We start from the raw sequence: 25,163 nt of genomic DNA on the forward strand, positions 1-25,163 counted from the left end.
AGTTTTTGAGCAACAGCTTGCCTTCTGTTAAAAGGCAGCTACTTTTAGCTGTGACCATTTTTTAGTCTAAACTCCAGATAATATGAAATGATTGTAATGTTGTTTTATGGAATGTTACAAAGCTTTAAGCATTAAAAACTTTGTGCGCGATCGGTTGAAAAGCTCGATCGATGCTGATATAAAAATAAATAGCAAGATTCCTTCGTTCACCAAATTGGAACAGCCTTATGTCAGCATTTGAGACTTTCTTAACTTTTAGCTTTGCTTCAATCTTCGCCGTAGCCACTTTGGCAACTTGGTTGCGCTTCACAAACCCGCCTTCTACTGCTAAACGCAATTAGAAATTGTAGCCCCAAGGGCTACAGCCCTACAAAAAAAGTTAATCTCCTTCGCCCCGTTTTAGTGCTGCTAAAACTGCTTGCTGGCTAACTGCTTGATAAATTTTGGCAAAATGCTGCTTTAGCGCCTCAGATGCGGGCGATGATTTGCTAGCGGTTCCTTTTCCGTCGGTTGCGATGGGAATCGGGCCTAAGATATCTAATACTGTTTCGCTGCTCGGTGGGGGTACAATTACTACTAGAGATGATTCTAGCTGCTGGTTGTATTCCCAAAAGCGATCGACCTTCGGCAATTTAGAATTCGCAGCGGGGGAATTTTCCCCGGAGTTGAGTTGAGAATTTTCATCCCCTTGCGTACCTCGTCTTTGACGGAGTGCTGTCAAGATTTGCTCTTTTGTTCGGCCTCGCAATTGAAAGAGTACGAAGGGGTCTTCACTGAAGCGATCGCCCAATAAGTAGTATACTGCACTGATGTGTTTGCAAGGGTTTTTGGGGTCAGGACAGCTACAGCGCGATCGAATATCTGACAAGCTTAACGGAAATAGCGTTTTGCCTGCTGCGGCAAATACATCTTCAATATTGTGCGGCATTTCTCCTGCTAGTAATTTAGCTGAAAAAACTGCTCTTTGCGACATATTTTCAATCACGTAATCCCAATCTTCATCGCTCAATGTGTCGAGTCCTAAAGAAACTTGATAGGGTTTGGGATCTGTTCCTTGAACTACGGCGATTACTTCTTGATTGGGAAATTTAATGCTGAGAACTTTACCTTCGCGCGCGTATTGCCAGCCACGTTCTAAGCGCTTTTTGAAGCGGTAGGTATTGATTAAATCTAACCACTGTTGTGTCCACCATTCTCTGTCAATCATTTATTTGGGAATTGGGAATTGGGCATCGGGCATTGGGCATTGGTAATTGGGATGCTGGAGTCAGAAAGGAAAAAACAGCTATCCGTGTCTCCGTGACATCCGTGTCGTGCTGTTGGGAATTGGTAATTAATCATATTATTCTTCTTCTGTTTCTATGATAGCATTGCGATCGAGAATTAGTAAATTCCGAAGTTGGTCTGTATCGAGTTCGGTAAGCCAGTTTTCGCCGGCACTGACAACTTGTTCGGCTAGAGCTTTTTTGCTTTCAATCATATCGTGTATTTTCTCCTCTAACGTGCCCGTGCAGACAAATTTGTGGACTTGCACATTGCGGGTTTGACCGATGCGAAATACGCGGTCAGTTGCCTGATTTTCTACTGCGGGATTCCACCATCTGTCATAGTGGAAAACGTGGGTTGCTCTGGTTAAGTTCAAACCTGTGCCGCCCGCTTTTAAGGATAATATCATAATCGGCGGGCCTTGGGGGTCGTGCTGGAAGCGATCGATCATTTCTTCCCGCTGCTGTTGCCGAACTCCGCCGTATAGAAACAAAACTTCTCGCCCTAAATGCTGTTCTAGATGCGGTTTCAAGAGTTTTCCCCATTCGGCAAATTGAGTAAAAATTAAAGCCCGATCGCCCTCAGCGAGCACCTCTTCTAACATTTCCACCAACCGCTGCAATTTCCCCGATTCCTGACTTTTAATCTCCAATTCTTTCGGCTTAGCTTCTGCTTTCACAAGAGCCGGATGGTTGCAAAGTTGCTTGAGTTTTACCAGCAAAGCCAGAATCATTCCCCGGCGCTGAATACCTTCGGCTGAGTCTAATTCAGCTATTGACTCTTCGACTATTTTCTGATATAATACCGCCTGTTGAGCTGCCAGCCCACAAAATACAGTCATCTCCTGTTTTTCGGGCAAATCTTGGATGATTTCTTTGTCAGTTTTCAGGCGGCGGAGGATGAAAGGCCGAACGAGCGATCGCAAAGTCTGCAAAGATTCTCGATCGCCGTATTTCTCGATCGGAATTGCAAATCGGCGCTGAAAGAAATTGCGCGGCCCCAAATAGCCAGGATTGAGAAACTCCAAAATTGACCACAATTCTTGCAGTCTATTTTCCACCGGAGTTCCCGTCAGCGCAATTTTAAAAGATGCCTCGATTTGCCGCACCGCTTGCGACTGCTTCGCCTCGGAATTTTTAATATTTTGCGCTTCATCTAAAACCAATCCTTGCCACTTAATGCCTTGAAATTCCTTCGCATCGCGAAACACCAGGGCGTAACTGGTAATTATTAAATCCTTTCCCTTAATTTCAGCCGCAAATGCTTTGCCTTTAGCGCGTTTGTCTCCGTGGTGAACTAACACTTTCAGCGTCGGGCCAAATTTCTTGACTTCGCGCTCCCAATTGCCCAATACCGATGTCGGACAAACCAGTAATGTTGGCGCTTCTAGAGAATCTTGTTCCTGTAAGTGCACGAGGAAGGCAATTAGCTCGATCGTCTTCCCCAATCCCATATCGTCCGCGAGACAAGCGCCCAAACCCCAGCGTTCTAAGAATGCTAACCAGCCGGCTCCTAGCGCTTGATAAGGCCGCAATTGTCCTCGGAAACTAGCCGGAGTTGCGATCGCACTTACCGCTTGATTATCGCTCAAAGTATTCAACAACTCCTGAAGTTGACCCGTGGCCTCAAAATTCACCACAGGCAATTTCTCGATCGTCTGAGAATCGCCCGACGCCAAACGCAAAGCATCCTCCAAAGAAAGAGTCATTTGCTCTTTGCGGCTGGCAAAAAAAGTTTGAGCCGCTTTCACATCCGGCGCGCGCAACTCCACCCACTCGCCGTTAATTTCCACCAAAGGCGAATTCAACGCGATCAATCTGTCAAACTCTGCCTTAGAAATGCGCTGTCCGCCGATCGTCAATTCCCACTTAAAATTGAGCAGACTTTGCAATCCCAGCCCACCTTTCGCCGGATTCACTTTGGGAGTTTCCGCTTGAATGCTCAAACCCAAACGACTCGCCCAACCATCCGTCTTTGTCAAACTCGGCGGCAAAACTACGCCCAACCCGCTATCAGCAAACCGCCAAGCTACAGACTTAATAAACTCGTAAGCTTGCAGCGGATTTAATTGGCAAGATTGAGGCCGCTGTGCTTGCAAACTCGGTTCAATTAACGGATAAAGTTTCGAGGCTAAACCCAAGCCGCTGAGCAAAGTTTCTTGAGGCAATTCTATTGTCCGCCCCGCATAAGCCAAACGCTCGACAGAGTTATTCCAAATAGTTGTCGCATCTATCAAAAATTCCGTTTCATGTGCTGCTTGCAAGCAATAATTTAAATTCCAGTTGGCTTTACCGGGCGCTGGTGGTATCAGTTGAAAACAAGTGCGAAATTGACTTTGTTGAGATAGTTGGTTTTGCAGCGGTGCAGTCCAAGCACTCAGCTTGGTTGCCAAGTTTTCTAATGCTGCTGTTTCTACTTGAACTCTCCCAGATTCCTGCTGCAAAGCTTGCAGCCAGTCGCGAACAGGAGAAACTGCTTTGATGTCTAAAGTAGAGCTACCAGCCGATCGCACTTGACTATCTACAATACTACTCAAAAAGCCTAACACTAATTCCTCAGCCCCCGCCGGCAAATCCACCGCTAAAGGCAATTGACTGGATTCTGCTTCCTTTTCCCCTCTTCCTTCTTCCTTCTTCCTTCTTCCTTCTTTTTTTTCCCCTCTTCCTTCTTCCTTCTTCCTGACATCCGTTACATCCGTTACATCCCGTACAGTGCTCGTTGCCGAACTTCCTTCTTCCTTCGATTGATATGTTCTGCAAGCCGTCGGCATTTGCTTGACAAAAGTGGCGAGGCGGAGTGTATCTGTAGAACTATCTAACAGAGGTTGCCATTTGGCAATAGCAGAACCGTCCGACTGTTTCTCCAATCCCGGCAAAAACTTGCATCTTGCCAACAAATCCAAACTCCACCTAGCAATATGAGACCAAAAACGCAAATCTGAGCCGACAAAAGAGTCTGGTTCCGTGCTGTTAAGCGGTAGTGATTGCAAGAAAAGAAAAGCTGCTTGAGGGTTGAGACAAAAACCCTCGACTTGCCAGGGATAAAGGTAAATTTCCTCGGTTTTAGCGGGTTCCTCAAGTGCTGATGCTGAGTGCTGCGGCATCAGATTTGTGTTCGATTCTGAGATTTGTGTGGGAAGTGCGATCGCCCGAATTTCGCTTTTAATTGAGCAGTTGGGTGCGCTAATTTCTTCGTTGGGAGTTTTGGGCGACCGCCTAGTTTTTTTGCTTTTTTCCGGTGGAGTTTCTGCGGTTTCCGGTAATTGCCAGTTGAGTTTTCCCGACTGCTGCAAGGAATTCAGGAAAGTCTTAAATTCAGATTCGGTCATTGCTAAGGGATGCGGTAGATTTATCCCCGATTCTATGGTGTCAATTGCTCCAAGTTTTCGCCAAGTTTCTCCCCAAATAAATAAGCAGCTTTTTTCATTTTCTAAGAGCCAACTACCGTGTAAAATTGCCATATTTTTAATCCTGATATTTTTTTAAATTTGGAGGTTGACTACAGCATTTATATGGGATTTATGAAAATTTTATTTAAAACAAACCGAGGATATTTTGAGCCACACAGGAAGTAGGTAGAACCTGTATATTTAGGTGATCCGTTCGCACCTGACCGCTTATTCCGTGTCCTAGATAACTAAATTCTTCTTCCTTCAACGTCCCAATTCGCAAATGAAAATTCATCGTACCATCTATGGAAGGCGTTTAGCGGGCGATCGACCGGAGAATCGACCCCAGACAGCAAAAAATAATTTCGAGTATAAATGCTTACAGTCGAGACGCAGACAGTCGATCGCCAGGCGATTATCCCTGTCTTTTGGCGTCGGACTCTCAAACCTCCTGTGGTAATGTTACGATCCCGACAGAGAAAGAATGTGGTAGATAAGGAAGCAGTGCTACATGGTAGAGATAGACAAGTCAATATCCTTCGATGGACGGGATATTAGACTGAAGATTGGTTTACTAGCGCCTCAAGCAGGCGGTGCAGTTTTGATTCAGTCGGGTGACACGGCGGTTTTAGTGACAGCGACTCGATCGCAGGGGAGAGAAGGAATTGATTTCCTGCCCCTGTTGGTGGATTACGAAGAGAGACTCTACGCTGGCGGTAAAATTCCCGGTGGATTTTTGCGCAGGGAAGGGCGTCCCCCGGAAAAAGTGACTTTGACAGGCCGTTTGATCGATCGACCGCTGCGCCCGCTATTTCCAAGCTGGCTGCGAGATGACATCCAAGTTGTAGCCACAACGGTTTCGATGGACGAACAAGTGCCGCCGGACGTTTTGGCGGTGACGGGGGCTTCGGTGGCGATACTGCTGGCGAAAATGCCGTTTTACGGGCCGATGGCGGCAGTGCGAGTCGGTTTGGTAGGGGACGATTTCATCATCAACCCCACCTACAGCGAAATCAAAGAAGGCGAGTTGGATCTCGTGGTAGCCGGTTCTCCAGATGGAGTAATCATGGTGGAAGCCAGCGCTAACCAATTGCCGGAACAGGATATCATCGAGGCGATCGACTTCGGCTATGAAGCAGCCTGTGACTTGATTCAAGCCCAGCGCGAAATTATGGCGGAATTGGGCATCGATTTGGTGGTAGAGGAACGGCCATCCCTAGACTCGGCCCTGGAAAACTTTATTCGCGATCGCGCCCAAGAACCCATCCGCATCATTTTGTCAAGATTTGAAAAAGACAAAACAATACGGAATGCAGCTTTGGACGAAGTTAAGGCAAATGAAGTCGAATCTGCGATCGCCGAACTCTCGGAAGACGATCCGGTAAAACTAGCGGCCACCGCCAACAGCAAGGCGATCGGCAACGTTTTCAAAGACGTTACCAAAAAAATGATGCGGAAGCAAATCCTCGAAGATGGCGTCCGCGTAGACGGCCGCAAGCTAGACGAGGTGCGACCCGTTTCTTGTCGCGTAGGCGTGCTGCCGTCGCGAGTACACGGCTGTGCGCTGTTCAATCGGGGGTTGACCCAAGTCTTGTCCGCAGCTACCCTGGGAACCCCGGGCGACGCCCAAGACTTAGGAGACGACTTGCACCCGCAGCAAGACAAACGCTACTTGCATCACTACAATTTCCCGCCGTTTTCCGTGGGAGAAACAAAGCCGATGCGATCGCCCGGACGCCGAGAAATCGGTCACGGAGCCCTCGCAGAACGCGCTTTGCTGCCCGTTTTGCCATCCAAAGAAGATTTCCCCTACGTGATTCGCGTAGTTTCAGAAATCCTTTCTTCCGACGGTTCGACCTCAATGGGTTCAGTTTGCGCCTCAACGCTAGCATTAATGGATGCAGGCGTTCCCCTTTCCCAACCCGTCAGCGGCGCGGCAATGGGCTTAATTAAAGAAGGCGATGAAGTCCGAATTTTGACTGACATTCAGGCAATTGAAGACTTTTTAGGCGACATGGACTTCAAAGTAGCCGGTACCGACACCGGGATTACCGCTTTGCAGATGGACATGAAAATCAAAGGTTTGCCCTTAGATGTGATTGCCACCGCCATCCGCCAAGCCAAACCGGCCAGACTGCACATTTTAGAAAGAATGCTGGCAACGATCGACACTCCCCGCAAGGAAATGTCGCCATTTGCACCGCGTTTGCTAACCCTGAAAATCGATCCGGAATTTATCGGTTTGGTAATTGGGCCTGGTGGCAAAACGATCAAAGCCATCACCGAAGAAACCGGTGTCAAAATTGACATCGAAGACGACGGAACCGTGACAATTGCTGGCAACGACAGCGAAAAAGCTCAGCGGGCTTACAACATTGTCCAAGGCATGACGCGCAAGTTGAATGCAGGAGACGTGTATGTCGGCCGCGTAACTCGAATTATTCCGATCGGCGCTTTTGTGGAAATTTTGCCCGGAAAAGAAGGAATGATTCACATTTCCCAGTTAGCGGACTACCGCGTTGGCAAAGTGGAAGATGAGTTAGCTGTGAACGATGAAGTGATTGTCAAAGTGCGAGAAATTGACAATAAAGGTCGAATTAATTTGACCCGCTTGAATATTCATCCCGACGAAGCGGTAGCCGCCCGCGAAGCGCTGAATAAATAGTTTACGGTTGGTAATTGGTAATTACTTGTAGAGTAATTGCTAATTGCTAATTGGTAACTGGTGATTAGTAATTGCTAATTGCTAGTTGAGATTAAATCTGATTGTTTCAGATTGATTTGAGAGTAGGTGCGCGACAGCGACAGATCGACAAGAGTGCGATCGGCTGTAGAAGTTAATAAAGTCGCGCACTTTACCCTCGGCGGTTGAAACCGCAACTACATAAATTAAGTTCACTCCTAGCGGACTCAATCAAATATAAAGTTATTTCTTTTATCATTCGGCGGTTGAAACCGCAACTACACAAACGAAGTCCGCCTGCGCGGACTGAATAAAATATAAAGTATGCTTAGAGGGAGGCATAAATCAATGCCAAAACGGTTGATCGTTTTCAAAACAGAATCGCTTTCTTCCCCTGGATGGGAGGATAGATCGCTTTCCCATACAGGTGCTCTCACGAGTATCCTAGCAGAACATTACGACTACTCAGACAAACCTCTGCCTAAAACGGGCGATCGCCTGCGAAACTTTGGCCAACTTAAGGAGAGTGCAGATCCTAAATCCACTGCTGCGAGCACTCACGTTCGCTGGGGAGATTGGGAGGTTTCGCGCGTAGAGGAGTACAGACCTGAAATTCCGAATGCTGAATACGACAGTTTAGCGGTATGCTACTGTTGCTACTCACCCATTGAGCCCGAATGGAAAGAATTGCCGAAGATTCAAGTTACATCTTTCATTGAGGAAGATATTAGCCACAGTCAGGACACGGCAGTGCCGTTTCCCTACAATTAATCGGGGGATGATTACCTCTTTCATAGACGAATATCGATCGTTTTGGGGTAGGGAAACGGCATTGCCGTGTCCGAAATTACCTATGATTCCAGTGCCACCGGAATTGATCTTAAATCAAATCACAGCAATACAGTCAATTTCAACTAACACATCTTTCGGCAAACGCGAAACCTCAACACAAGCGCGCGCCGGTGCAGTTTCCGCATCAAAATATTTCCCATAAACCGCATTCACAGCGGCAAAATCATTCATATCTTTCAGAAAAACCGTAGTTTTCACCACATCCAACCAAGTAGCCCCGGCTTCTGTGAGAATGGCTTCGAGATTTGCCATAACTTGTTCGGTTTGTTTTGCCACGTCGTCGGTGTAGACGATATCGTTTAGTCTAATGTCGATCGCAATTTGACCGGCTACAAACAGCATAGTGCCCGTAGCGGCAATGGCTTGATTGTAAGGGCCCACGGGTGCGGGTGCTTTGTCAGTACGAATAATTTTGCGCGTCATAGATGTCACTTTTTGAGACTCTTGTTGAGAGGTTTCCGGTTTGTAGTGGATTTCTGGTTCTGAGATTTCTGATTGGTAGATTTCTCCATCTGGCATTATTGCATCAGTTAAGTCGGCATTTTTGATATTCCAACCATAACAGTTACACCGAGTAAGGTCGGCCCTTTTTAAGTTTGCTTCTATCAGATTAGCTCCGATCAAATTAGAAAATCGCAGATCTGCTCTTTCTAAATTGGCACCTCGAAGACAAGCATATTTTAGATCGGCACTGTCAAGTTTTGCTTGTTCTAGATTCGCATTAGTTAAATTCATTGCTGACAGATTAACTTGGCGCAAATTAGCTTTCTGGAATTTAGCTTTTTGAAGTTTTGCCTCAGTCAATATTGCCTCACTCAAATTTGCCAGAGTCAAGTCAGCTTCCAGCAAGTATGCCTCAGTCAAATCAGCCTTATTCAGATTCGCTTTACTTAGGTTCGCTTTATACAAAGAAGCTACACGTATGTCAGCACTATCTAAACTTGTACCACTCAAATTTGCTTCGTCTAAATTGGTACGAACTAATTTAGCGTTATTAAAGTTTGCTCCTGTCAGATTTGCCCGCTGTAAGTCAGCAAAATTTAAAGTAGCACTACTAAAGTTGGCCCCACTCAAATCTGCGCCACTCAGGTCTGCCCAACTCAAATTGGCTGAAGAAGCCCCTACTAAACTGCTCAATTTAGCATTTGTCAGGGATGCTTTAATGAGATTGGCACTATTAAAATTTGCCCGAGTTAGAGTTGCCTCACTCAAGTCTGCACCGGAGAGATTGGAATGCGATAGGTCTATTCCACTCAAGTCAGCACCTTTGAGGTTTTCTTCTCTAAGGTCTGCTGAATGAAATTTTCGTTCGCCTTTGGCGTATCTTTCTAAAAGTTCTTCAGCTTTCATACATTAACCTCGATCGCTTTCACATCCCACAAATCACTATACCATCCGCGCGAATCAACGTGCACCTGCGGTTTGGCAGTAGAGAATTGTCTGGGGCGTCCATAATTATCGGATTCTTTACCACAGGAGTACCCGTCAAAGAATGTCAGCCAGCAATAAATTTCATAGCAACACCGTTCATGCAGTAGCGTTTGCCAGTAGGTGCAGGGCCGTCATCAAATACGTGACCCAAATGCCCCCCGCAACGACGGCAATGCACTTCAATTCTAGTCGCAAACAGCGAATTATCTACCGATGTGGCGATCGCCCCTTTTATCGGGTCATAAAAACTGGGCCAGCCGGTACCGCTATTAAATTTGGTTTGCGATGAAAAAAGTGGCAAATTGCACCCAGCACACGCATAGATTCCCTTCCCGTATTGCTTATCTAGAGCGCTAGTGTGAGCGCGTTCAGTGCCGTGTTTTCGCAACACCTCAAACTGTGCCGGTGTCAAAATTTTTCGCCACTCTTCCTCAGTTTTAGTTGTTTCAAAAACATCCTTGGAAGCTGCCATAACTTTTGACCTCCCAGGTAAATAGCGCGATAACCATGCGATGCTTACTGTTGCTGCACCAGCTTGTAAAAAAAATCGTTTCTTCATGATACATCCACTTGCTAATTAATACCAATTGTGAAAACTATCGCTACATATACAGCAGATTCCAGGTTTATGAAGTACACCAGGCTAGAAGAGCGAGTGCTGTAGGGACACGGCACTGCCGTGTCCCTACAAAAACTCAAGAAGACTGCGGAATTCAGGCTTCTCAAACACATTATTATAGCCCTCCAAACCACTCATAACCTTGATCCTCCCAGTAACCTTTTTCAGGCAGCAATTCAGAAACCAATGTAATTCGAGTTACCCACTTACTCTGTTTGTAACCTAGCTTAATTGGAGATGCTAGGCGTAAAGGCGCACCATTCTCAACACTCAGAGGATTACCATTTTTCTGATAAACCATCAAAGTCTGAGGGTGCAACGCTGAAGGCATATCCCAACTCTCGTAGTAGCCATCAGCAGACTTAAAGTAAATGTAGCGAGCATTTGCCTTTGGTTGCGCAAGTGCTACCAAATCCCGCAGCCGCACTCCGCCCCACTGCACGATAGCAGCCCAACCCTCCACACAAACATGGCGAATTGTCATTACACTCAAAGGCATAATCTGAAGTTGTTCTAGACTGAGGTTAAGAGGACGATTTACCTCACCATCAATTATCAGACGGAAAGCTTTTACATCAATATCTGGAGTATAATCAAAGGTATTGATAATTAAGGCATTCGGCTCGATCGCACTTGCAGGAAATTCCGGTACGAGTTTTTGAGGATTCAACAACAAAGCTTCAACACTTTGGTTGAGAGGTTCAAAAGTCTTACCCACCACCTCATCAAAGGTCATCAACCCACAACCGCCTAAAAGTAAACCGATGCTAGAAAGTCCAGATAATTGGAGAAATTGGCGGCGCTGCCATAAACGAGGAGAATCTGGAAACATTAGAAAACCTCTACCAAAAAATTGACTTAATCAGGCGCGAACCCCCTACCTTGAGGCCCAGCAAAGAGTGAATTAGTGCAAAGATGATGACGGTAGGAACCGATATAAAGTGAACGACTCTCAGCGCCTGCCAACTGCCAAATAAATCAACAATCCAGTGGAATTGAGCAGGTTTATACATTCCCATTCCGCTAAGTAAAGCTAGCAGCAAAACCGGAATAATTGCTGTGTAAGCTAGGCGGTGCCATGAATAATTTTTGCGCTTCTGGTTCTGAGAATTCTGCAAAGCTTTCAGGTCATTATAGCCGAGAAAACGATGCTGCCAGCGGCGGGTGATCAAAATATAGAGACCGTACCAAAATAGATTGAGTGCGAATAACCACATGGCCGCGAAATGCCAATGCCTGCCACCAGCCAGCCAACCGCCTAGCAAAAATATGGGTGGGAACTGCCATCCTCCCCGCCCACCAAAAACCGGATTCGAGTTGTAAATTTGCAATCCACTGCCAATCATCAGAACTAGACTAATGAGATTTAACCAGTGAAATAACTTCGCCCCAGTTGCCTGAGTCGGTAAAAATTTAGACCGAGATTTTTTAGAAGGAGCAGATGAATCCATAGTGCGTAAGGGTGACAGCAACTGCTTTAAATAAATAAAGAACTCAGAGAAAATAATTACTCTGCCCTTGTAGGTAGCAACTAACCCAGGTCAGTTAATTTTTTCTGCTACCGTGCATAAAAATTACTTGTAAAGTGGGATACAAATAGACTGGGTTTTTAGTAGTCTCTAACTTAATACGAGGCTAACTCTATTTTGGATTTAAAATTTTTCCTATTTGCATAAAACATCCAATTTCCAGTCATCTCCGTATATAAAGTAAATAAGGAAGGAAATTACTTTATGAACAATCGCTGGCTGGGGCGACGCCAATTACTTTGGTATTTAGGGCTGGGAGTTGGTGGGACTGCTCTCAGTTGTGGCCTTAAGAAAGATATTATCCCAACTGATATCGCAACTTCTAGCTCTGACAATATCCCCATACCCGATCCTGCTAAAATTCCTAATTTACCCACAGTCGAGAACGTTGCTGCCTCACCAACTGGAAAGTCTTTACCAGAGTTTCAAGGCATCAGCCAGTGGCTAAATTCTGCGCCGCTGAAAATAGCTGACCTTAAAGGCAAAGTGGTGTTGGTACAATTTTGGACATTTGCCTGCATTAACTGTCAGCGCACTCTGCCCTACATCGTCCGCTGGAACCAGCAATATGCCGATCGCGGATTGAAGATTGTGGGCATACACACCCCAGAATTTCCCTTTGAGCGGGATGCAAACAACGTCAAAAAAGCTTTGAAGGAACACCAAATTACCTATCCAGTGCCGCTGGATAACGAATTTAAAACTTGGGCTGCCTACCAGAATGAATACTGGCCTCATTTATTTTTAGCCGATCGCCAAGGCATCTGGCGCTACGACCATATTGGGGAAGGAGCTTATCAGGAAACCGAACAGACTATTCGCCAATTATTAGGGTAGTCAAATGGCGAATTCACTCACTTCGGCTGGTGTGGCTTTACTAGCAGGACTTTTAACAATTCTCTCGCCCTGCGTCTTACCAATCCTACCGATATTATTAGGAAGAAGCCTTCAATCTCATCCCTATGGCCCAATTGCTTTGGTATCAGGATTGATCGCTGGTTTTGCTGCAATTGGGAGCTTGTTGGGAGTGACATCAGGGTGGTTTGTCAGTTGTTCTAGCATCCTCCGAACAGGAGCACTTGCCTTTCTTTTGATTGCTGGGATAAGTGCCATTTTTCCGCAGATTTACCAACTGCTCTTTAAATACTTACACTTTGAAAGTTGGCCCAAAGCACCCGCACGAGTAGGGTTGGTTGGCGAATTTTGGCTGGGAACCCAACTCGGCTTGCTTTGGACACCTTGTGCGGGGCCTGTTCTTGGCAGTATTCTGGTCATAGCTGTTGTCAATCCTCAGCCTGTAACTGCGTTTGTTTTACTAATTTTGTACGGTTTGGGAGCCGGGTTGCCGCTACTGGCGATCGCCTATGGAGGACGCTATTTCAGCCAGCACTTATTACGTTTGCGCCCCCACAGTGCAGCCTTACAAAGAATCGGCGGCGTAATTGTTGTGGGAAGTGCGATCGCCATTCTTTTGGGGTGGGATGTCAAGATACAGCTTTGGTTAGCTCCGTTTTTTCCAACTCTGCCACTGTGAAGTGACTGTGAAGTGCGATCGGAATAAACTATTAATTATTGTTGAGATACAGTCCGCGATTCATCTCGCCGCCAAATTGGGTACAGTTATGGCGGGAGATGAATGGCGGTTGAAAGTAAAAGTCGGTGATGTCTTTGGTGGAGGCTATTTTTTCATCGCATCAGGATTCTTCATCGCATCAGGATTCTTCATCGCATCAGGATTCTTCATCGCATCAGGATTCTTCATCGCATCGGGATTCTTCATCGCATCGGGATTCTTCATCGCATCAGGATTCTTCATCGCATCAGGGGAAGCGCTAGGAGTAGAAGAGCAGGCATATAGACTAGCCGTTAGAGTCAGACCAACAATCAAATAAAGCACTTTCCGGTTCATATTTTTCTTCCAAATCTGAGGAATTTTGATTTAAGCAGTCAGCAGGTAATAGCTAGCCGTGGTTCCTCTTATAGTACGGATTACTCCTTTGATTGGATTGCGAATATCCTAAATTGGTTGTGAGCGAGGTCAAGGTACTCAGCTTGTATACATCCAATCAGCTCTGCGGGCCGTATTTAAGAAGATGGGGCCAGATTATTTTGGGAGACGCGCTTGCTGCAATAACCAGAATCAACTTAAAATTATCGGTTGAGGTCTGTTGTACAAAACACCTATGGATTTGAACTCTGCCGAAACAAGCGCGGACAACCCTGACAAACAGACTGACGCTGAGTTATTTCGGTTGATGAGTGTTGGTCAACCCTCTGCTTTGGGCATTCTCTATAACCGCTATGGCAGCTTAGTCTACAGATTGGCGCTGAGAATTCTCAGCAATCCTCAAGAGGCAGAAGACTTAACCCAAGAGATTTTTCTCAATCTCTGGAATAGGGGCGCATACAATCCGAATCGCGGCTCTATGAGCAGCTTTTTGACAACTATGACTCGATCGCGCGCAATTGATAAACTTCGTTCTCGCAGCACTAACTTAAAATTTCTCCAGCGATGGAGTCAGATGATGACTACTGAAATTCCCCCTCTCACGCCTTTCGAGTCAGCTTCTTTAAGTGACCGATCGCACTGCGTTCGCGATGCCTTAACTCAACTTCCCGAAAAACAGCGACAGGTTTTAGAGATGGCTTACTATGACGGTTTGAGTCAATCAGAAATCGCAGCTAAACTTAGTATACCGCTGGGAACAATTAAAACTTGGTCTCGGCAAGGTTTATTGAACTTAAGAAAAAATTTACAAAATTTAATTGGCTAGTTGCACCTATGACAGAGCCTTTATTCCCTGAACGCTCAGAAGAATTGATGGCAGGTTATGTACTTGGCAACCTCAGCTCCTCAGAAGCTGAGGAATTAAGGCAAGTGATGAAAGAAAATCCTGAACTAGCTACAGAGGTGCGTCGCCTGCAGGAAGTCCTGGAAGTTATGCCCTACGCCCTACCTGATATCGCACCGCCACCAAACCTTTATTCCGCCATTTTGGAAGCTGCCGAGGCGGCTAGCGTTGCAGTACCAAATCCTCATGTTTCTGGATCTCCTAACTCATTACCCCAGGAAAAACAGAAGCATTCACCTCTACAATGGAGTCGCGTTCTTGGTAGCATAGCGGCACTATTGGCGTTGGCCCTTGGTGTGGATAACTACCGCATCAGGCAACAAATAACAACGCTTGAAGCTCAGGTAGTGCGACAAAAAGATGTGATTGCAATGCTGCAACAGCCTAATACTCGTCTAGTTTCCCTCAAAGGGATGGCTGACGCATCTGCTGCTTCTGGAAATATTGTGATCACACCGGGTGAACCCAAAGCTGTTTTAATCTTAAGGAACCTTCCGGTTTTACCACAGGGTCAATTTTATCAGTTATGGTCGGTTAATAATAATGAAAAAATCGCTTGGGAGCCGTTTAATACTAATGAAGCAGGAACAGTTTTTGTCAAACTTTCTCTGCCTGCTAATGCGGAAGTAACACCATTAGTTGTCACGGTTGAAGCATCGCCCTTACTTAAAAATCCTGCTGGTCCTATGGTAATGACGGGGACTCTATAAACTAATTGAAGGTCTATTATTTCATTCTTACGTTTTTTTAGGTGGAGCTACTTACCTCAAAAATAAAAAGTATAGTATCAATAATTTCTCCGACCTTTGTACCTCTTTCAATCGCTTGTTCTTGGGCATGATTAGTTAATCTAATAGGTTTCACTCTTTCTTTTCCGTAGAAGGTTTCCCTCTATCACTATTGTGGTTAATTGACCGGACATGATATGAGTCCTGTTATTACGATCGCCCAGATCGCCCTCACAGGACTCATATCTTTTCAAACCTCACCGACTTACACACCAACCGGAGCACCAACAACCTCACCTTTCAACATCCGAGAAGCAGCATCAAGCAATTGCTCCTCCAAATAAGGCTTAGTGAAATAGCCTTTCGCGCCCAAACTGTAAGCCATTTGGCGGTGTCTGTCAGCACCGCGAGAAGTTAGCATCGCGATCGGCAATTCACACAAAACCGCATCCTTCTGCATCCGAGAAAGTAGTTCCAAACCATCCATTCTCGGCATTTCAATATCGCAGAAAACGATATCGCAAGGCAGACCAGATTTCATCTTTTCCCAAGCTTCCTTACCGTCGCGAGCTTCTTCCACACGATAGCCAGACTTCTCGAAAGTAATCGACAACAGCGATCGCACCGTAATCGAATCATCCACGATCAGCACAGTCGGCTCAGTCTTCTCGATTTCCGCCTCCGCAGCAGTCCGATCGCTCTCATCCCAAAGCGTACCGCCAGTGTCCTTCCGCAGCCTTCCGGTAGCCAAATCGATCAGCTCCAGAACGTCCGCAATAGCCACGATCCGACCGTCCCCGAGCACTGTGGCCCCAGCAATCCCGATCGGCTTCGGCACCGGCCCCTCCAACGGTTTGATCACAATTTCCTGTTCCGTCGAAACCTGATCCACCTGCACCGCCAAGAAATTGCCAGCAGACCGCAGCACGATCACCGAAATCATGTCATCGTCAGTATTAAACCCGTAAACACTGCCCCGACCCAAATGGCGGTTGTAACCCAGCAAATCCCGCAGCGGCCGGAACGGCAAAATAGAACCGCGCCACTCAATGCAAGGCAAACCGTCCGCCCCCGTCGTCACCTGATCGCGAGGCACATCGATCATATCCTCGACCCCATCCATCGGGAAAGCAATGCGAGCGCGATCGCTAATGCAAGTCAGAGCCTTAGAAATGCTCAACACCAGAGGTAAACGGATGGTAAACACAGTCCCCTTACCGATCGTCGAATCGATCGACACAGTGCCCCGAATTTCCTGCAAGGAAGTCTGCACCACATTCATACCGACCCCCCGGCCGGCGTACTCCGTCGCCTGTTCCTGAGTGCTGAAACCCGGCATAAACAGCAAATCGTAAACTTCCGAGCGAGACATCCTCTGAGCCTGAGCCGCTGTCAGCATACCCTGCTTAATCGCCTTCGCCTTCACCTTTTGCGGGTCAATTCCCGCCCCGTCGTCAGAAACCGAAACCACCGTTTGGTTCCCTTGGTGGAAAGCGCGAATCGTAATTCTGCCGACAGCAGGCTTCCCAGCCGCCAGACGCACCTCCGGTGCTTCGATCCCGTGAGTAATCGCATTGTTGACCAAATGAGTCATGGGGTCATATAGCTGATCCACAATCATCTTGTCGATCAAAATATCCTTACCCTCAACCTGCAACTGAGCCTGCTTCCCGCACTTAATCGCAATTTCCCGCACCGCCCGGAACAGCCTGTCCGTCGTCTCGGCAAACGGCTTCATCCGGGCGCGAGTCAAACCTTCTTGCAGTTGAGTCGTAACTTGCCGCAGTTGGCGAGTCACCTGATCCGCCTCATCCACCAAAAACTCAATGTCCGCGGCCGACTCCCGCACCCGCACGATCAGCTCAATAATCTCTTGAGCCAAACTGTGGAAAGGAGTAAACCTGTCCATTTCCTCAGGTCTCCAGGCACTTTCCCGGGTGTGGGCCGAATCCTCAGAGCGCCAGGCCGATCGGTGTCCCTGCCTGTTGGCGAGCAAAGCAATCTCCAAAAGACTCCGCTCGTAGAAATCCTGAGTCCGCTGGCTCACATCGCTCAGCAGCGTCACCTGGTGCAGCAAATTGTCCAAAAACTGTCGCATCCGTTCTTGGTCTTGCTCCAAACTGTTGCGGTTTACCACCAGTTCCCCCATCAAATTGCTGAGGTTGTCCAGTTGCTTGACCGGCACCCGCATCGTCTGGTCGCCGAACCCGCCCGCGCGGGCATTCCGCCTTCCTCTGTTGAGCGCCGACGGCCCGATATTTGCTTCCCCTTGGCGACCGCCGTCCTTTGGATCTTCGAGCAGTTTTTCCAAATCGCCAAATTCGTCGTCGCTCTCATCGGCAGCAGCGCGCAGAGCTTTACTGGCAGTTGTCGTCGGTGCAGGCATTTCCGGCATAGTTGCGCTCTCGCTGAGGAGCTCTTCGAGATCGGAGAAAACTTCTGTATTTACCGGACTCTGATTTGTCCCCCCAGAAGCTGCTAGTACAGCCCCAGCACCCCCTGCAATTAACAGTGCTTCTAAATCGTCAAAATTGCCTTCGCCATCCTCAGCACCTGATTCTGCCTCGGCAAAAAAGTCTGCCAGCGAGCCCTCTTCCAACTCCGAGGCATCGACCGAGGCCGGCTCCTCGTCAGCGTCCCAAAAGCCCGTCGTCAGTTCCGAAGTCACCAGAACCTCAGCATCGATCGAATCCAACAAATCATCAAAACCCTCGAACTCTTCGCTGTTGAGAGTCGCCCCGGTTTCCATCGCTGAGAGCAAGTCAGCATCGCCCTCAAACATACGATCGAGAGATTCTGCAGGCAGCGCCTCTAAATCCGCACTCAAAAAATCCGTTTCCAGCGCATCAAACAAATCATCCTCGCCCTCGGACGAGCCAGCGGTATCTGTTTCGGGTCTATCGAACAAATCCGCACCCACCTCGTCGAACAAACCCTCGGGAAGTTGGGCAGACAATTCCTCGACATCAACAGCCGCGCCCTCATCTCCCGCCGCGACAGCATCGCCCTGCTGCGCCATGCCTTCTCCAAACATATCCTCCAAGAAATCGAAACCTAAACCCTCATCAGACTCGACACTTGAAATTTCCGCATCAGGACGATCGGACAAAGCCCCAAGTTCAACCGCTGCCGAATTTGCCAAGCCTTTGTCGGAAACAGCCGCAGCATTGTTCGAGAACAAACTCCCTAACTCGCCCTCATCAAATTCCACATCCGCACTCAGCAATTCTGAACCCCCATCTGAGTTCAGCCAACGCGCATCGGCTTGCCCCGAAGCTTCCCCGTCATACTCAGTACCCGTGGGTACAGAACCGAACAGCTCAGCCAAATCCGCCGCCTCTCGGGAAGTAGCCACTCCTTGCCGATCCCGCACAGTCTGCTCATCCCCAGAAATCGAACCCGAGGTCATATCCCCAAACAGCGCATCTAAATCCGTATCGTCCAGCTCGATGTTGACCGATTGCATAGACTCGTCTTCCAGGCCGAAAGCATCTTCTAGCCAATTTCCATCCGCAGAGATATCTAAATCAGAATTTGATGTCATGTTAAGAACGCTACCAATTTCCTCATTTTGTGCGATGCCAGCAGCTAGATATCGATCGCCCCCGCTTTCCCCACCTTCGTCTTCTGAAGAAAGGAAACTAGAAGCAATCCCCAACAGCTCGCTCAAATCCGAGTCCTCGCCAAGCTCGGAGAGCAACTCGAAATCATCGATTTCAGGCAGATCGAGCGCTTCGGCATCCGCTGAATCATTGCCGCCGCCTGCTGCAGGCTCGTTCGATTCTGCATCGAAAGCGTCAGAGTTGAGAGAAAAATCCGCAGAGATTGCCGGCACAGCCGTTGCCTCAGATTCGCCCTCATCGCCGAACAAGTTATCTAAATCAGCATCCTCCGCAACCACAGCAGAAGTTTGGGCAGCCACTTCGTCCAAAAGCGTACCCAGAGCATCTTCGTCAGCTTGTCCCCTGGCTGGGCGAACCGTGCCGTCTGGCCGAGCCAAACCGCCCCTGCCGTTACCCTTTTCAAGCTGTTTGCCAATTAGCTGCTGCCTCGAACCCCCATTGTTCTGACCGGCAGCTACCGCCGAACTGTCTGGCTCGTCTGCAAACAGCAAATCCTCCCCAAACAAAGTCGTCAGGTCGTCAATCGGAGGCGCCGTCTTAGTTTCCGAACTTTCCGCATCGTATTCGTCAAACAACAAATCAGTAAAATCGCCGGAATTGTCATCGTCTGACTCCAGCATTCCCGCCGATATCCTAGAAGACTGGGCATAGTCGAGGTCTTCTTCTTCTTCCCAAGCGCCGTCGAGCTCCGGGGACTCGCCGTCAAACAAGTCAGCTAAAGTGTTGAGTTCTGCCGCGCCCACTTCCGGGCCGCTGCGGGTCGAGCCTCTAAAAGCACTCGTCTCTATATCCGATTCTGCGAAGGCGGAATCGTCGAACTGGGGCGATCGACTGCCGCTATAATCGTTGCTCTCGCCGCTGTCGAGTTGGTCGAACAGTTCGTCTATGCTCAGCCCAGAAATATTCGGCAGCAACTTGTTCAATCCATCCTGGGCATCGCCAGAGCCCACCAGATCCCAGGCCGCATCCTCAACAGAAACCACATTTGTCCCCGATTTACCCGGTTGAGCGAATGCCAGCAAATCTTCAAAATCCGTTTCGGGAAACACAACAGCCGGCTGAAGCGCCAGAAGTTTTGCGCTCGGTGCGATCGACGATTCTAGACCCGAAACTACCAGTTCTTGCGCTTGTTTGATGTCTTTGATCACCGTTGGGGCTAAGGTGCGGTAGCTATTTTCTGGGTTGGCGATCGCCTTGGATACAGCTTCGATCAATTCTATCCAGCAGGGCAGGTCAAATTCTTCCCCTGCCCTGAGCAAATTCCGACAAATGTTCTTGAGTTGCCGCCTGCTTTCTGGCCCTTCGGGCTGTTTGAACTCTTGCAGGAGTTCCCGCATCCTCGCCGGCACGTCCGAGTCAAATACTAGCTGCAGCGCGCTGTCTTCTGTTGCTCTGGCATCAGGTGCGTAAACCGATCCCGAGTCCGCAAAAGTCCTCGATGAGCCAAACGCCCCGATTCCCATCCCTGCCATAACTTTTTCGGGTACTGGCAGCAGGCTGCTCTCGTCTACATCGTGTTCTCCGTATCCGACGAGTCCCCCCAAGTGCCCGTTGAGTTCTTCAAATACTGGTTCTAATTCTCGAACCATCTGTTCTCCCAATTCCTCTGTCAGCCCAAAAGGCCCCGACAGTTGCTCTAACAGCCCTTGCAATGTGTCAAAAATTCGCAGGAAAAGGGACTCTAGCTGTTGGTCTACTTTAACGCTGCACTCTTTTAAAACTTTAAAACTATCTTCTAGTCGGTGAGCTGTTTGCTGAATGCTGGTCAGCCCCAGCATTGCTGCTCCTCCTTTAACAGAGTGAGCGGCCCTAAATACTTCGTTGACCAGTTCTGGGTCTTCGATCGTGGTTTGCAGATTCAGCAAGCCTTGTTCTATCGTATTGAGGTGGTCTTTTGCCTCCTCAATAAAGTAGCCCATTATCCTCTGTTGTTGCTCCGGCAGCATAGTTTTATTCCTGATTTTAAGCGTTATTGTATTGGGTCTATGTTAGTAGTTCTAGAGAAGCTCTTTGTATATCTCGCCCCTTGCCAAGAGAATAATCTGACTGCGAGATATAGCAAATATCCTGGCTATTTTTGTTTTCGATATGCCCTCACTTACAAGATAGCGAATCTCCCGCACCCGATCGGGTTGGAGTTTGCGGTTAGGACATATCTTGCCGGGAACGAAAGGAAAGCGGTTTTTTTCGCTTGGCATCGCGGGAGTTATCGGCGGGGGTTCCTTCCCACAAATGGTCGGGATTGATACAACCGCGATCGTCACAACTGTGGCACGCAAAATAACCTGGTTTGACAGGCCGTCCAAGTTTGTGTTCCAGTACCAGTCTGTGGGGATAGAAACTTTGATTTTTCCCGTTAATTTTGATAGTTTTAACCGAGTAACCATCACTTCTTTTAGCCAAGGTGCAAATCATGCAGCCGTTCGGCTGTATTTCGGCGCAAATACCGGGAATTATTTCTATGCCTCGCAGTTGTTTTTGAGGTTTCGGCGCCGATGTACTTCCGACATTTTTAATACGTCCTTTTTTCAACCTATCTTGAGAATTTTCCAGCCTAGAGCCTTCCCACAAATGGTTAGGATTAATGCAGTTTCGGACATCGCAAGTATGGCAAGCAAAGTATTCGGGTCTGAGCTGCCGACCTAATGAATGTTCTAATACTAAACGGTGGACAGTAAACGTTTTCCATTCACCGTTAATGCGAAGTCTTTTATTGGCATAGCCACTACTAGATTTGGTTAGGGTAGAGATAATACAGCCCGTCGGCTGAATTTCACCAAAGATGCCCGGTATTACCTCTACTATGTTATCGTCCATCTGTGCAACTCCTACTTTATTTAGGTGTTGAATTAGCAGCCCCGCAGAGGTTTCAAGACTGCGAGGTTGCTTTTTCTATGCCATCATTGCCACACTAAGGTGCTGGTAAATCAGCCGATAAAAAAGCAGTAGACACTTAATTATTGTCTTTCTGCTGTTTCTACTCGGAATCTTTCCACCGATGTCAAAAGGTCACGAGCAACGCCTACCAAATTTTGCAAAGCACCGGAAACTCGCTGCGCTTCTTGGGATGTTTCCTGAGCGGTCAGCTCGACAGCTTGCATCACCGAAGCCACCGCGCGAGCTGTTTCGTTTTGCTCTACAGTGTCGGCAGTAATCGATCGCACTAACACGTCAATTCGGTTAGTTACTTGAATGATATCTTCAAGCGATCGCTTCGCCTGTTCTGCCAATCTTGTCCCCTCAATAACCTGCTGCGTCCCTTCTTCCATCGCCGTCATTACCGCGCCGGTTTCGCTTTGAATTTGCATCACGATCTGTTCGATTTCTTTCAAAGACTTAGCCGATCGGTCTGCCAATTGTCGCACCTCGTCTGCCACGATCGCAAAACCCCTGCCCGCTTCCCCAGCTCTCGCCGCCTCAATACTGGCATTGAGGGCCAACAAATTCGTCCGGGAGGCGATCGTCGCAATTAAAGCCACAATCTTAGAAATTTCTTGAGAAGCTTCCGCCAACCGCTTGACTTTTCTAGTGGTTTCTGCTACTGTTTCTCGAATTTCTAAAATCCCGGCCACCGTCCGCTCCACAGCCTCGCCCCCTTTCAGAGCCGTTGCCGCCGCGCCCCTGGCCACTTCTTCCGCCTCTCTAGCGCTCTCTGCGACCCGCTGAATCGCGTCGGTGAGGACTTGCACCGAATTCAGCGTTGCCGCCAATTCCTCAGCTTGCCGCAGCGCGTCGGAAGACAAATCGCCCGCAAACTTAGCACTATCCGTAGCGCCTTTGCTGACCTCCCTCGCCGCCTGCTTCACCTGATGGACGATTTCGCGCAGATTTTGAATAGTCAAGTTAAACGAGTCAGCAACAGCACCCAAAACGTCTGCCGTCACTTCCGCAGTCACCGTCAAGTCACCCCGAGCCGCTCCTTCCACGTCGTCTAGCAAGCGAATAACTTGGCGCTGCAAGTCTTCTTTTGCCTGTTCCTGCTCGTCAGACTTGCGCCTGGTATCGCTGATCGTGGTTTGGATGACCTTGGCCATGTGGTTGAATTTAGCAGCCATTTTGCCAAATTCATCTTCCGAGTAAACCGTAGCGCGAGCGTCCAAAGTTCCTTGAGATACGGCATCGAACTGAGCTTGCAAATTGTCCGAGGACTTGCGCACCTGCTTGGCGATCAACTGGCCGATGCCCCAAGAAGTTAAAAAGCTCGTAAAGCCTGCTGCTGCGGTCATTACCCAGCCTGTTTGGCGCAGGTAAACGATCGCCTCCGGTTTGTCTTGCCGCAGAGCTTGATAGGAGGCAATGTTGGTGACAAAAGCCACAGCTACCAGAGAAACCAGTCCTGCCCCGATTGCCGTGTACAACTGTTTTGTAAACAAAGGGGCATTTTCCAAGAAAGCCAGTCCCCCCTGTTCTACCGTCACCGAAGTATCGACCGCCTCTGTTTCTGTGGGAGCAAAACTCGGCACTGACGCATCAGCCGGGCCGTTTATGCTAAATATCTCGTCATCCCGAATTGCTGAGCCATCGCTGTTGTCAAAGTCCAGGCCGCTGCCTGTCGTTCCCATCATGCCGCTGGTCGAGTTGCCGAAATTGGTGTTACCTCTACTCAGCATGGAACTGGTGGCATCTTCTGAGATGTCAAAGTCCGGCAAATTGCCCAAATCGTCAAACTCGTCAAATTCGTCTAAAAAGTCGCTGTGTTCTTGAGCATTCGCAGCTTTTGACGACCAGCCGCTGCTGTTCTTGTCGGACGCCCCGAAAGCTGTCGCTTGTTCGTTGTCGTCGAAAGAGAAAGAATCGCTAAAAGCATCGTCATCAAAAGCATCTAACTCGAAGCTGTCTATAGAACCAAATGCCGGGGGTTCCGAGTCGCCGTAACCGTTGCTGTTGGCGGATGATCGATCCACCGAATTAAATTTTTCCCGGCTCGACCTTTGACTTTGAGAGTTGGGGACAGCACCTCCCATCAACAGCGTTTCGTCTTCCGCCAGCGAATAGTTTGACGAGTAGTCCGACCCGCCGGTATTATTCGGCTGCTTGTTTTGAGGTCGAGAAGACCCGAAACCCGACGAGGGCATCGCCTCGGCAAAGGGGTCTTCCTCTTCTGCAGGACCTGCGTTATGAGCGTGATTTTGGCGGCTCTGGGGCGGGGCTTGGTAGTCGTAGTCGGAGTTCCCGTCGAGATCGTCTGGCAAATCGAGCGCAGCAAAAGGTTCGCCAAAATTGTCGGAGGGCCCGATGGGGGAGTCTAGTTGGTTCGAGTCGAAGGAATTCCCGAGGTCTGAAGAGGCAAAACTTTGACCGTTGAGCATCTGAGTCGGAGCTTCTGAAAACGAATCTCCTGAGTAAGGTGCCTTTTTCCCAGACACTTTGCTGCTAGACACGTCAGCAGCATCAAACCCTCCATCATCTAAGGCAAAAGGGTCTCCAAAGTCCGAGTCTGCAAAGTCGTCGATGTCTAGCGAGTCGGGAGTCTCAGCATAAGCTGCCATCCCGCCACTGTCGCTAGAAAAGGGGTTAGAATGTGAGCTTAAATCTGGGACAGGGGCGGCGGGATCGTCGTCTTCTGCTTCCCACCCCAAGCCGCTCATGCCCAAGTCTGCCAAATCCTCGTTTTCCACGTCGTCTGGCGATTGACTCCTATAGGAAAGGGATGGGGAATTTCCTTGGAAAAGTCCCAAATCCGGGTCTTCTAACCCTTCATCGAGAGATAAGTCTGGGTAGAATTCCAATTCAGTTTCAGCAGACAAAGCCTCGAAATTTTCCGTTTGCAGTTCTCCGGATAAAAATTGGTCTGTGTAGGTAATTCCGCTGTGAGCGTGTTCAACCAAACTCTGATCGTCACTCAGGCCTAGCACAACCGTGTACTGTTCCCGCGCCACCTCATACTGTTGCAGTCCGTAGCAGTAAATGTGTCCGCACAGCAGGCGAGCGCTGGGGTCTTCGGGAAAATCTTCTACTAATTGATAAACTAGGGCTGCGGCTTCTGAATAATTGCCATCCATGTAGGCCGCTTCTGCCCGTTGGTAGTCCTGCTGAAAGTTGGTACTTGTTGCCATTTGCCGCCCTCTTTTGATTTTAGATTTTAGATTTGAGATTTTTGATTTTTATCTTGAATTGAATGTTTAGATGCGCGCCTTAAGTCCTGTGACTGTTGATGGTTAGACCTCAATCGAAAATCGCAAATCGCAAATC

19 protein-coding genes are annotated in these 25,163 nt (G+C 48.2%); 7 read left to right on the forward strand and 12 right to left on the reverse strand.

What is annotated here, in order from left to right; genetic code table 11:
* Positions 1 to 124: 124 nt before the first annotated feature.
* The 3 genes from QUA78_RS23690 to QUA78_RS23700 all read right to left on the reverse strand — a co-directional run bounded on the left by QUA78_RS23690 (position 125) and on the right by QUA78_RS23700 (position 4,726).
* Positions 125 to 337 (reverse strand): hypothetical protein, encoded by a 213-nt coding sequence (locus QUA78_RS23690; RefSeq protein WP_172191424.1) that lies wholly within the window; start codon positions 335 to 337, stop codon positions 125 to 127.
* A 42-nt stretch (positions 338 to 379) separates the two neighbouring features.
* Positions 380 to 1,207 (reverse strand): SWIM zinc finger family protein, encoded by an 828-nt coding sequence (locus QUA78_RS23695; protein WP_333303418.1) that lies wholly within the window; start codon positions 1,205 to 1,207, stop codon positions 380 to 382.
* 135 nt (positions 1,208 to 1,342) lie between these two features.
* The gene (locus QUA78_RS23700; RefSeq protein WP_333399053.1) at positions 1,343 to 4,726 is read right to left on the reverse strand and encodes a DEAD/DEAH box helicase; all 3,384 of its coding nucleotides are present in this window, start codon (positions 4,724 to 4,726) and stop codon (positions 1,343 to 1,345) included.
* 211 nt (positions 4,727 to 4,937) lie between these two features.
* Here QUA78_RS23700 and QUA78_RS23705 point away from each other — a divergent pair, with 211 nt between their 5' ends.
* The 3 genes from QUA78_RS23705 (at position 4,938) to QUA78_RS23715 (ending at position 8,108) form a co-directional block, all read left to right on the forward strand.
* Complete coding sequence (locus QUA78_RS23705) at positions 4,938 to 5,114, forward strand: hypothetical protein (protein WP_333303420.1); 177 nt, start codon at positions 4,938 to 4,940, stop codon at positions 5,112 to 5,114.
* Between the two features lie 51 nt (positions 5,115 to 5,165).
* Positions 5,166 to 7,319, forward strand: coding sequence for a polyribonucleotide nucleotidyltransferase (locus QUA78_RS23710; protein WP_333184257.1), 2,154 nt, complete (start codon positions 5,166 to 5,168; stop codon positions 7,317 to 7,319).
* Positions 7,320 to 7,685: 366 nt separating this feature from the next.
* Positions 7,686 to 8,108 carry a hypothetical protein gene (locus QUA78_RS23715; RefSeq protein ID WP_333303421.1) on the forward strand — a complete coding sequence of 141 codons (423 nt, stop codon included), beginning with the start codon at positions 7,686 to 7,688 and terminating at the stop codon, positions 8,106 to 8,108.
* A gap of 114 nt (positions 8,109 to 8,222) precedes the next feature.
* On the opposite strand, the gene QUA78_RS23720 is transcribed toward QUA78_RS23715, so the two are convergent.
* From QUA78_RS23720 to QUA78_RS23735, 4 genes are all read right to left on the reverse strand, one after another.
* Positions 8,223 to 9,539: a Rid family detoxifying hydrolase gene (locus tag QUA78_RS23720; protein WP_333303422.1), complete on the reverse strand. Its 1,317-nt coding sequence runs from the start codon at positions 9,537 to 9,539 to the stop codon at positions 8,223 to 8,225.
* A 145-nt stretch (positions 9,540 to 9,684) separates the two neighbouring features.
* The gene (gene msrB, locus QUA78_RS23725) at positions 9,685 to 10,092 is read right to left on the reverse strand and encodes a peptide-methionine (R)-S-oxide reductase MsrB (protein ID WP_333303423.1); all 408 of its coding nucleotides are present in this window, start codon (positions 10,090 to 10,092) and stop codon (positions 9,685 to 9,687) included.
* A gap of 262 nt (positions 10,093 to 10,354) precedes the next feature.
* The gene (locus tag QUA78_RS23730) at positions 10,355 to 11,071 is read right to left on the reverse strand and encodes a molybdopterin-dependent oxidoreductase (RefSeq protein ID WP_333303424.1); all 717 of its coding nucleotides are present in this window, start codon (positions 11,069 to 11,071) and stop codon (positions 10,355 to 10,357) included.
* A gap of 10 nt (positions 11,072 to 11,081) precedes the next feature.
* Entirely contained in the window at positions 11,082 to 11,690 is a 609-nt protein-coding gene (locus QUA78_RS23735; RefSeq protein ID WP_333303425.1) for a cytochrome b/b6 domain-containing protein, read from the reverse strand.
* A 282-nt stretch (positions 11,691 to 11,972) separates the two neighbouring features.
* Between QUA78_RS23735 and QUA78_RS23740 the strand changes: the two genes are divergently transcribed.
* Both QUA78_RS23740 and QUA78_RS23745 read left to right on the forward strand, forming a co-directional pair.
* Complete coding sequence (locus QUA78_RS23740; RefSeq protein ID WP_333303426.1) at positions 11,973 to 12,605, forward strand: thioredoxin family protein; 633 nt, start codon at positions 11,973 to 11,975, stop codon at positions 12,603 to 12,605.
* A 4-nt stretch (positions 12,606 to 12,609) separates the two neighbouring features.
* A complete protein-coding gene (locus QUA78_RS23745) occupies positions 12,610 to 13,302 on the forward strand; it encodes a cytochrome c biogenesis CcdA family protein (RefSeq protein ID WP_333303427.1) in 693 nt (230 codons plus the stop codon).
* Positions 13,303 to 13,446: 144 nt separating this feature from the next.
* Here the strand turns inward: QUA78_RS23745 and QUA78_RS23750 are convergent, their stop codons facing one another.
* Positions 13,447 to 13,677, reverse strand: a complete 231-nt coding sequence (locus QUA78_RS23750) for a hypothetical protein (protein WP_333399054.1) — start codon at positions 13,675 to 13,677, stop codon at positions 13,447 to 13,449.
* 274 nt (positions 13,678 to 13,951) lie between these two features.
* Between QUA78_RS23750 and QUA78_RS23755 the strand changes: the two genes are divergently transcribed.
* Both QUA78_RS23755 and QUA78_RS23760 read left to right on the forward strand, forming a co-directional pair.
* The gene (locus QUA78_RS23755; RefSeq protein WP_333303429.1) at positions 13,952 to 14,542 is read left to right on the forward strand and encodes a sigma-70 family RNA polymerase sigma factor; all 591 of its coding nucleotides are present in this window, start codon (positions 13,952 to 13,954) and stop codon (positions 14,540 to 14,542) included.
* An 8-nt stretch (positions 14,543 to 14,550) separates the two neighbouring features.
* A complete protein-coding gene (locus QUA78_RS23760; RefSeq protein WP_333303430.1) occupies positions 14,551 to 15,330 on the forward strand; it encodes an anti-sigma factor in 780 nt (259 codons plus the stop codon).
* A 283-nt stretch (positions 15,331 to 15,613) separates the two neighbouring features.
* Here QUA78_RS23760 and QUA78_RS23765 read toward each other — a convergent pair whose 3' ends face one another.
* The 4 genes from QUA78_RS23765 to QUA78_RS23775 form a co-directional block, all read right to left on the reverse strand.
* Positions 15,614 to 20,917, reverse strand: coding sequence for a response regulator (locus QUA78_RS23765; RefSeq protein ID WP_333303431.1), 5,304 nt, complete (start codon positions 20,915 to 20,917; stop codon positions 15,614 to 15,616).
* Positions 20,918 to 20,968: 51 nt separating this feature from the next.
* Positions 20,969 to 21,169, reverse strand: a complete 201-nt coding sequence (locus tag QUA78_RS32965) for a helix-turn-helix domain-containing protein (protein ID WP_445302377.1) — start codon at positions 21,167 to 21,169, stop codon at positions 20,969 to 20,971.
* Positions 21,117 to 21,788 (reverse strand): HNH endonuclease signature motif containing protein, encoded by a 672-nt coding sequence (locus QUA78_RS23770; RefSeq protein ID WP_333303432.1) that lies wholly within the window; start codon positions 21,786 to 21,788, stop codon positions 21,117 to 21,119. The genes QUA78_RS32965 and QUA78_RS23770 overlap by 53 nt, the downstream gene beginning before the upstream one ends.
* 140 nt (positions 21,789 to 21,928) lie before the next feature.
* Positions 21,929 to 25,027, reverse strand: a complete 3,099-nt coding sequence (locus QUA78_RS23775; protein WP_333399055.1) for a methyl-accepting chemotaxis protein — start codon at positions 25,025 to 25,027, stop codon at positions 21,929 to 21,931.
* Between the last annotated feature and the right edge of the window lie 136 nt (positions 25,028 to 25,163).

The sequence above is a fragment of the Microcoleus sp. K4-B3 genome (assembly GCF_036704615.1).
In the GTDB taxonomy this organism is placed as follows: domain Bacteria; phylum Cyanobacteriota; class Cyanobacteriia; order Cyanobacteriales; family Microcoleaceae; genus Microcoleus.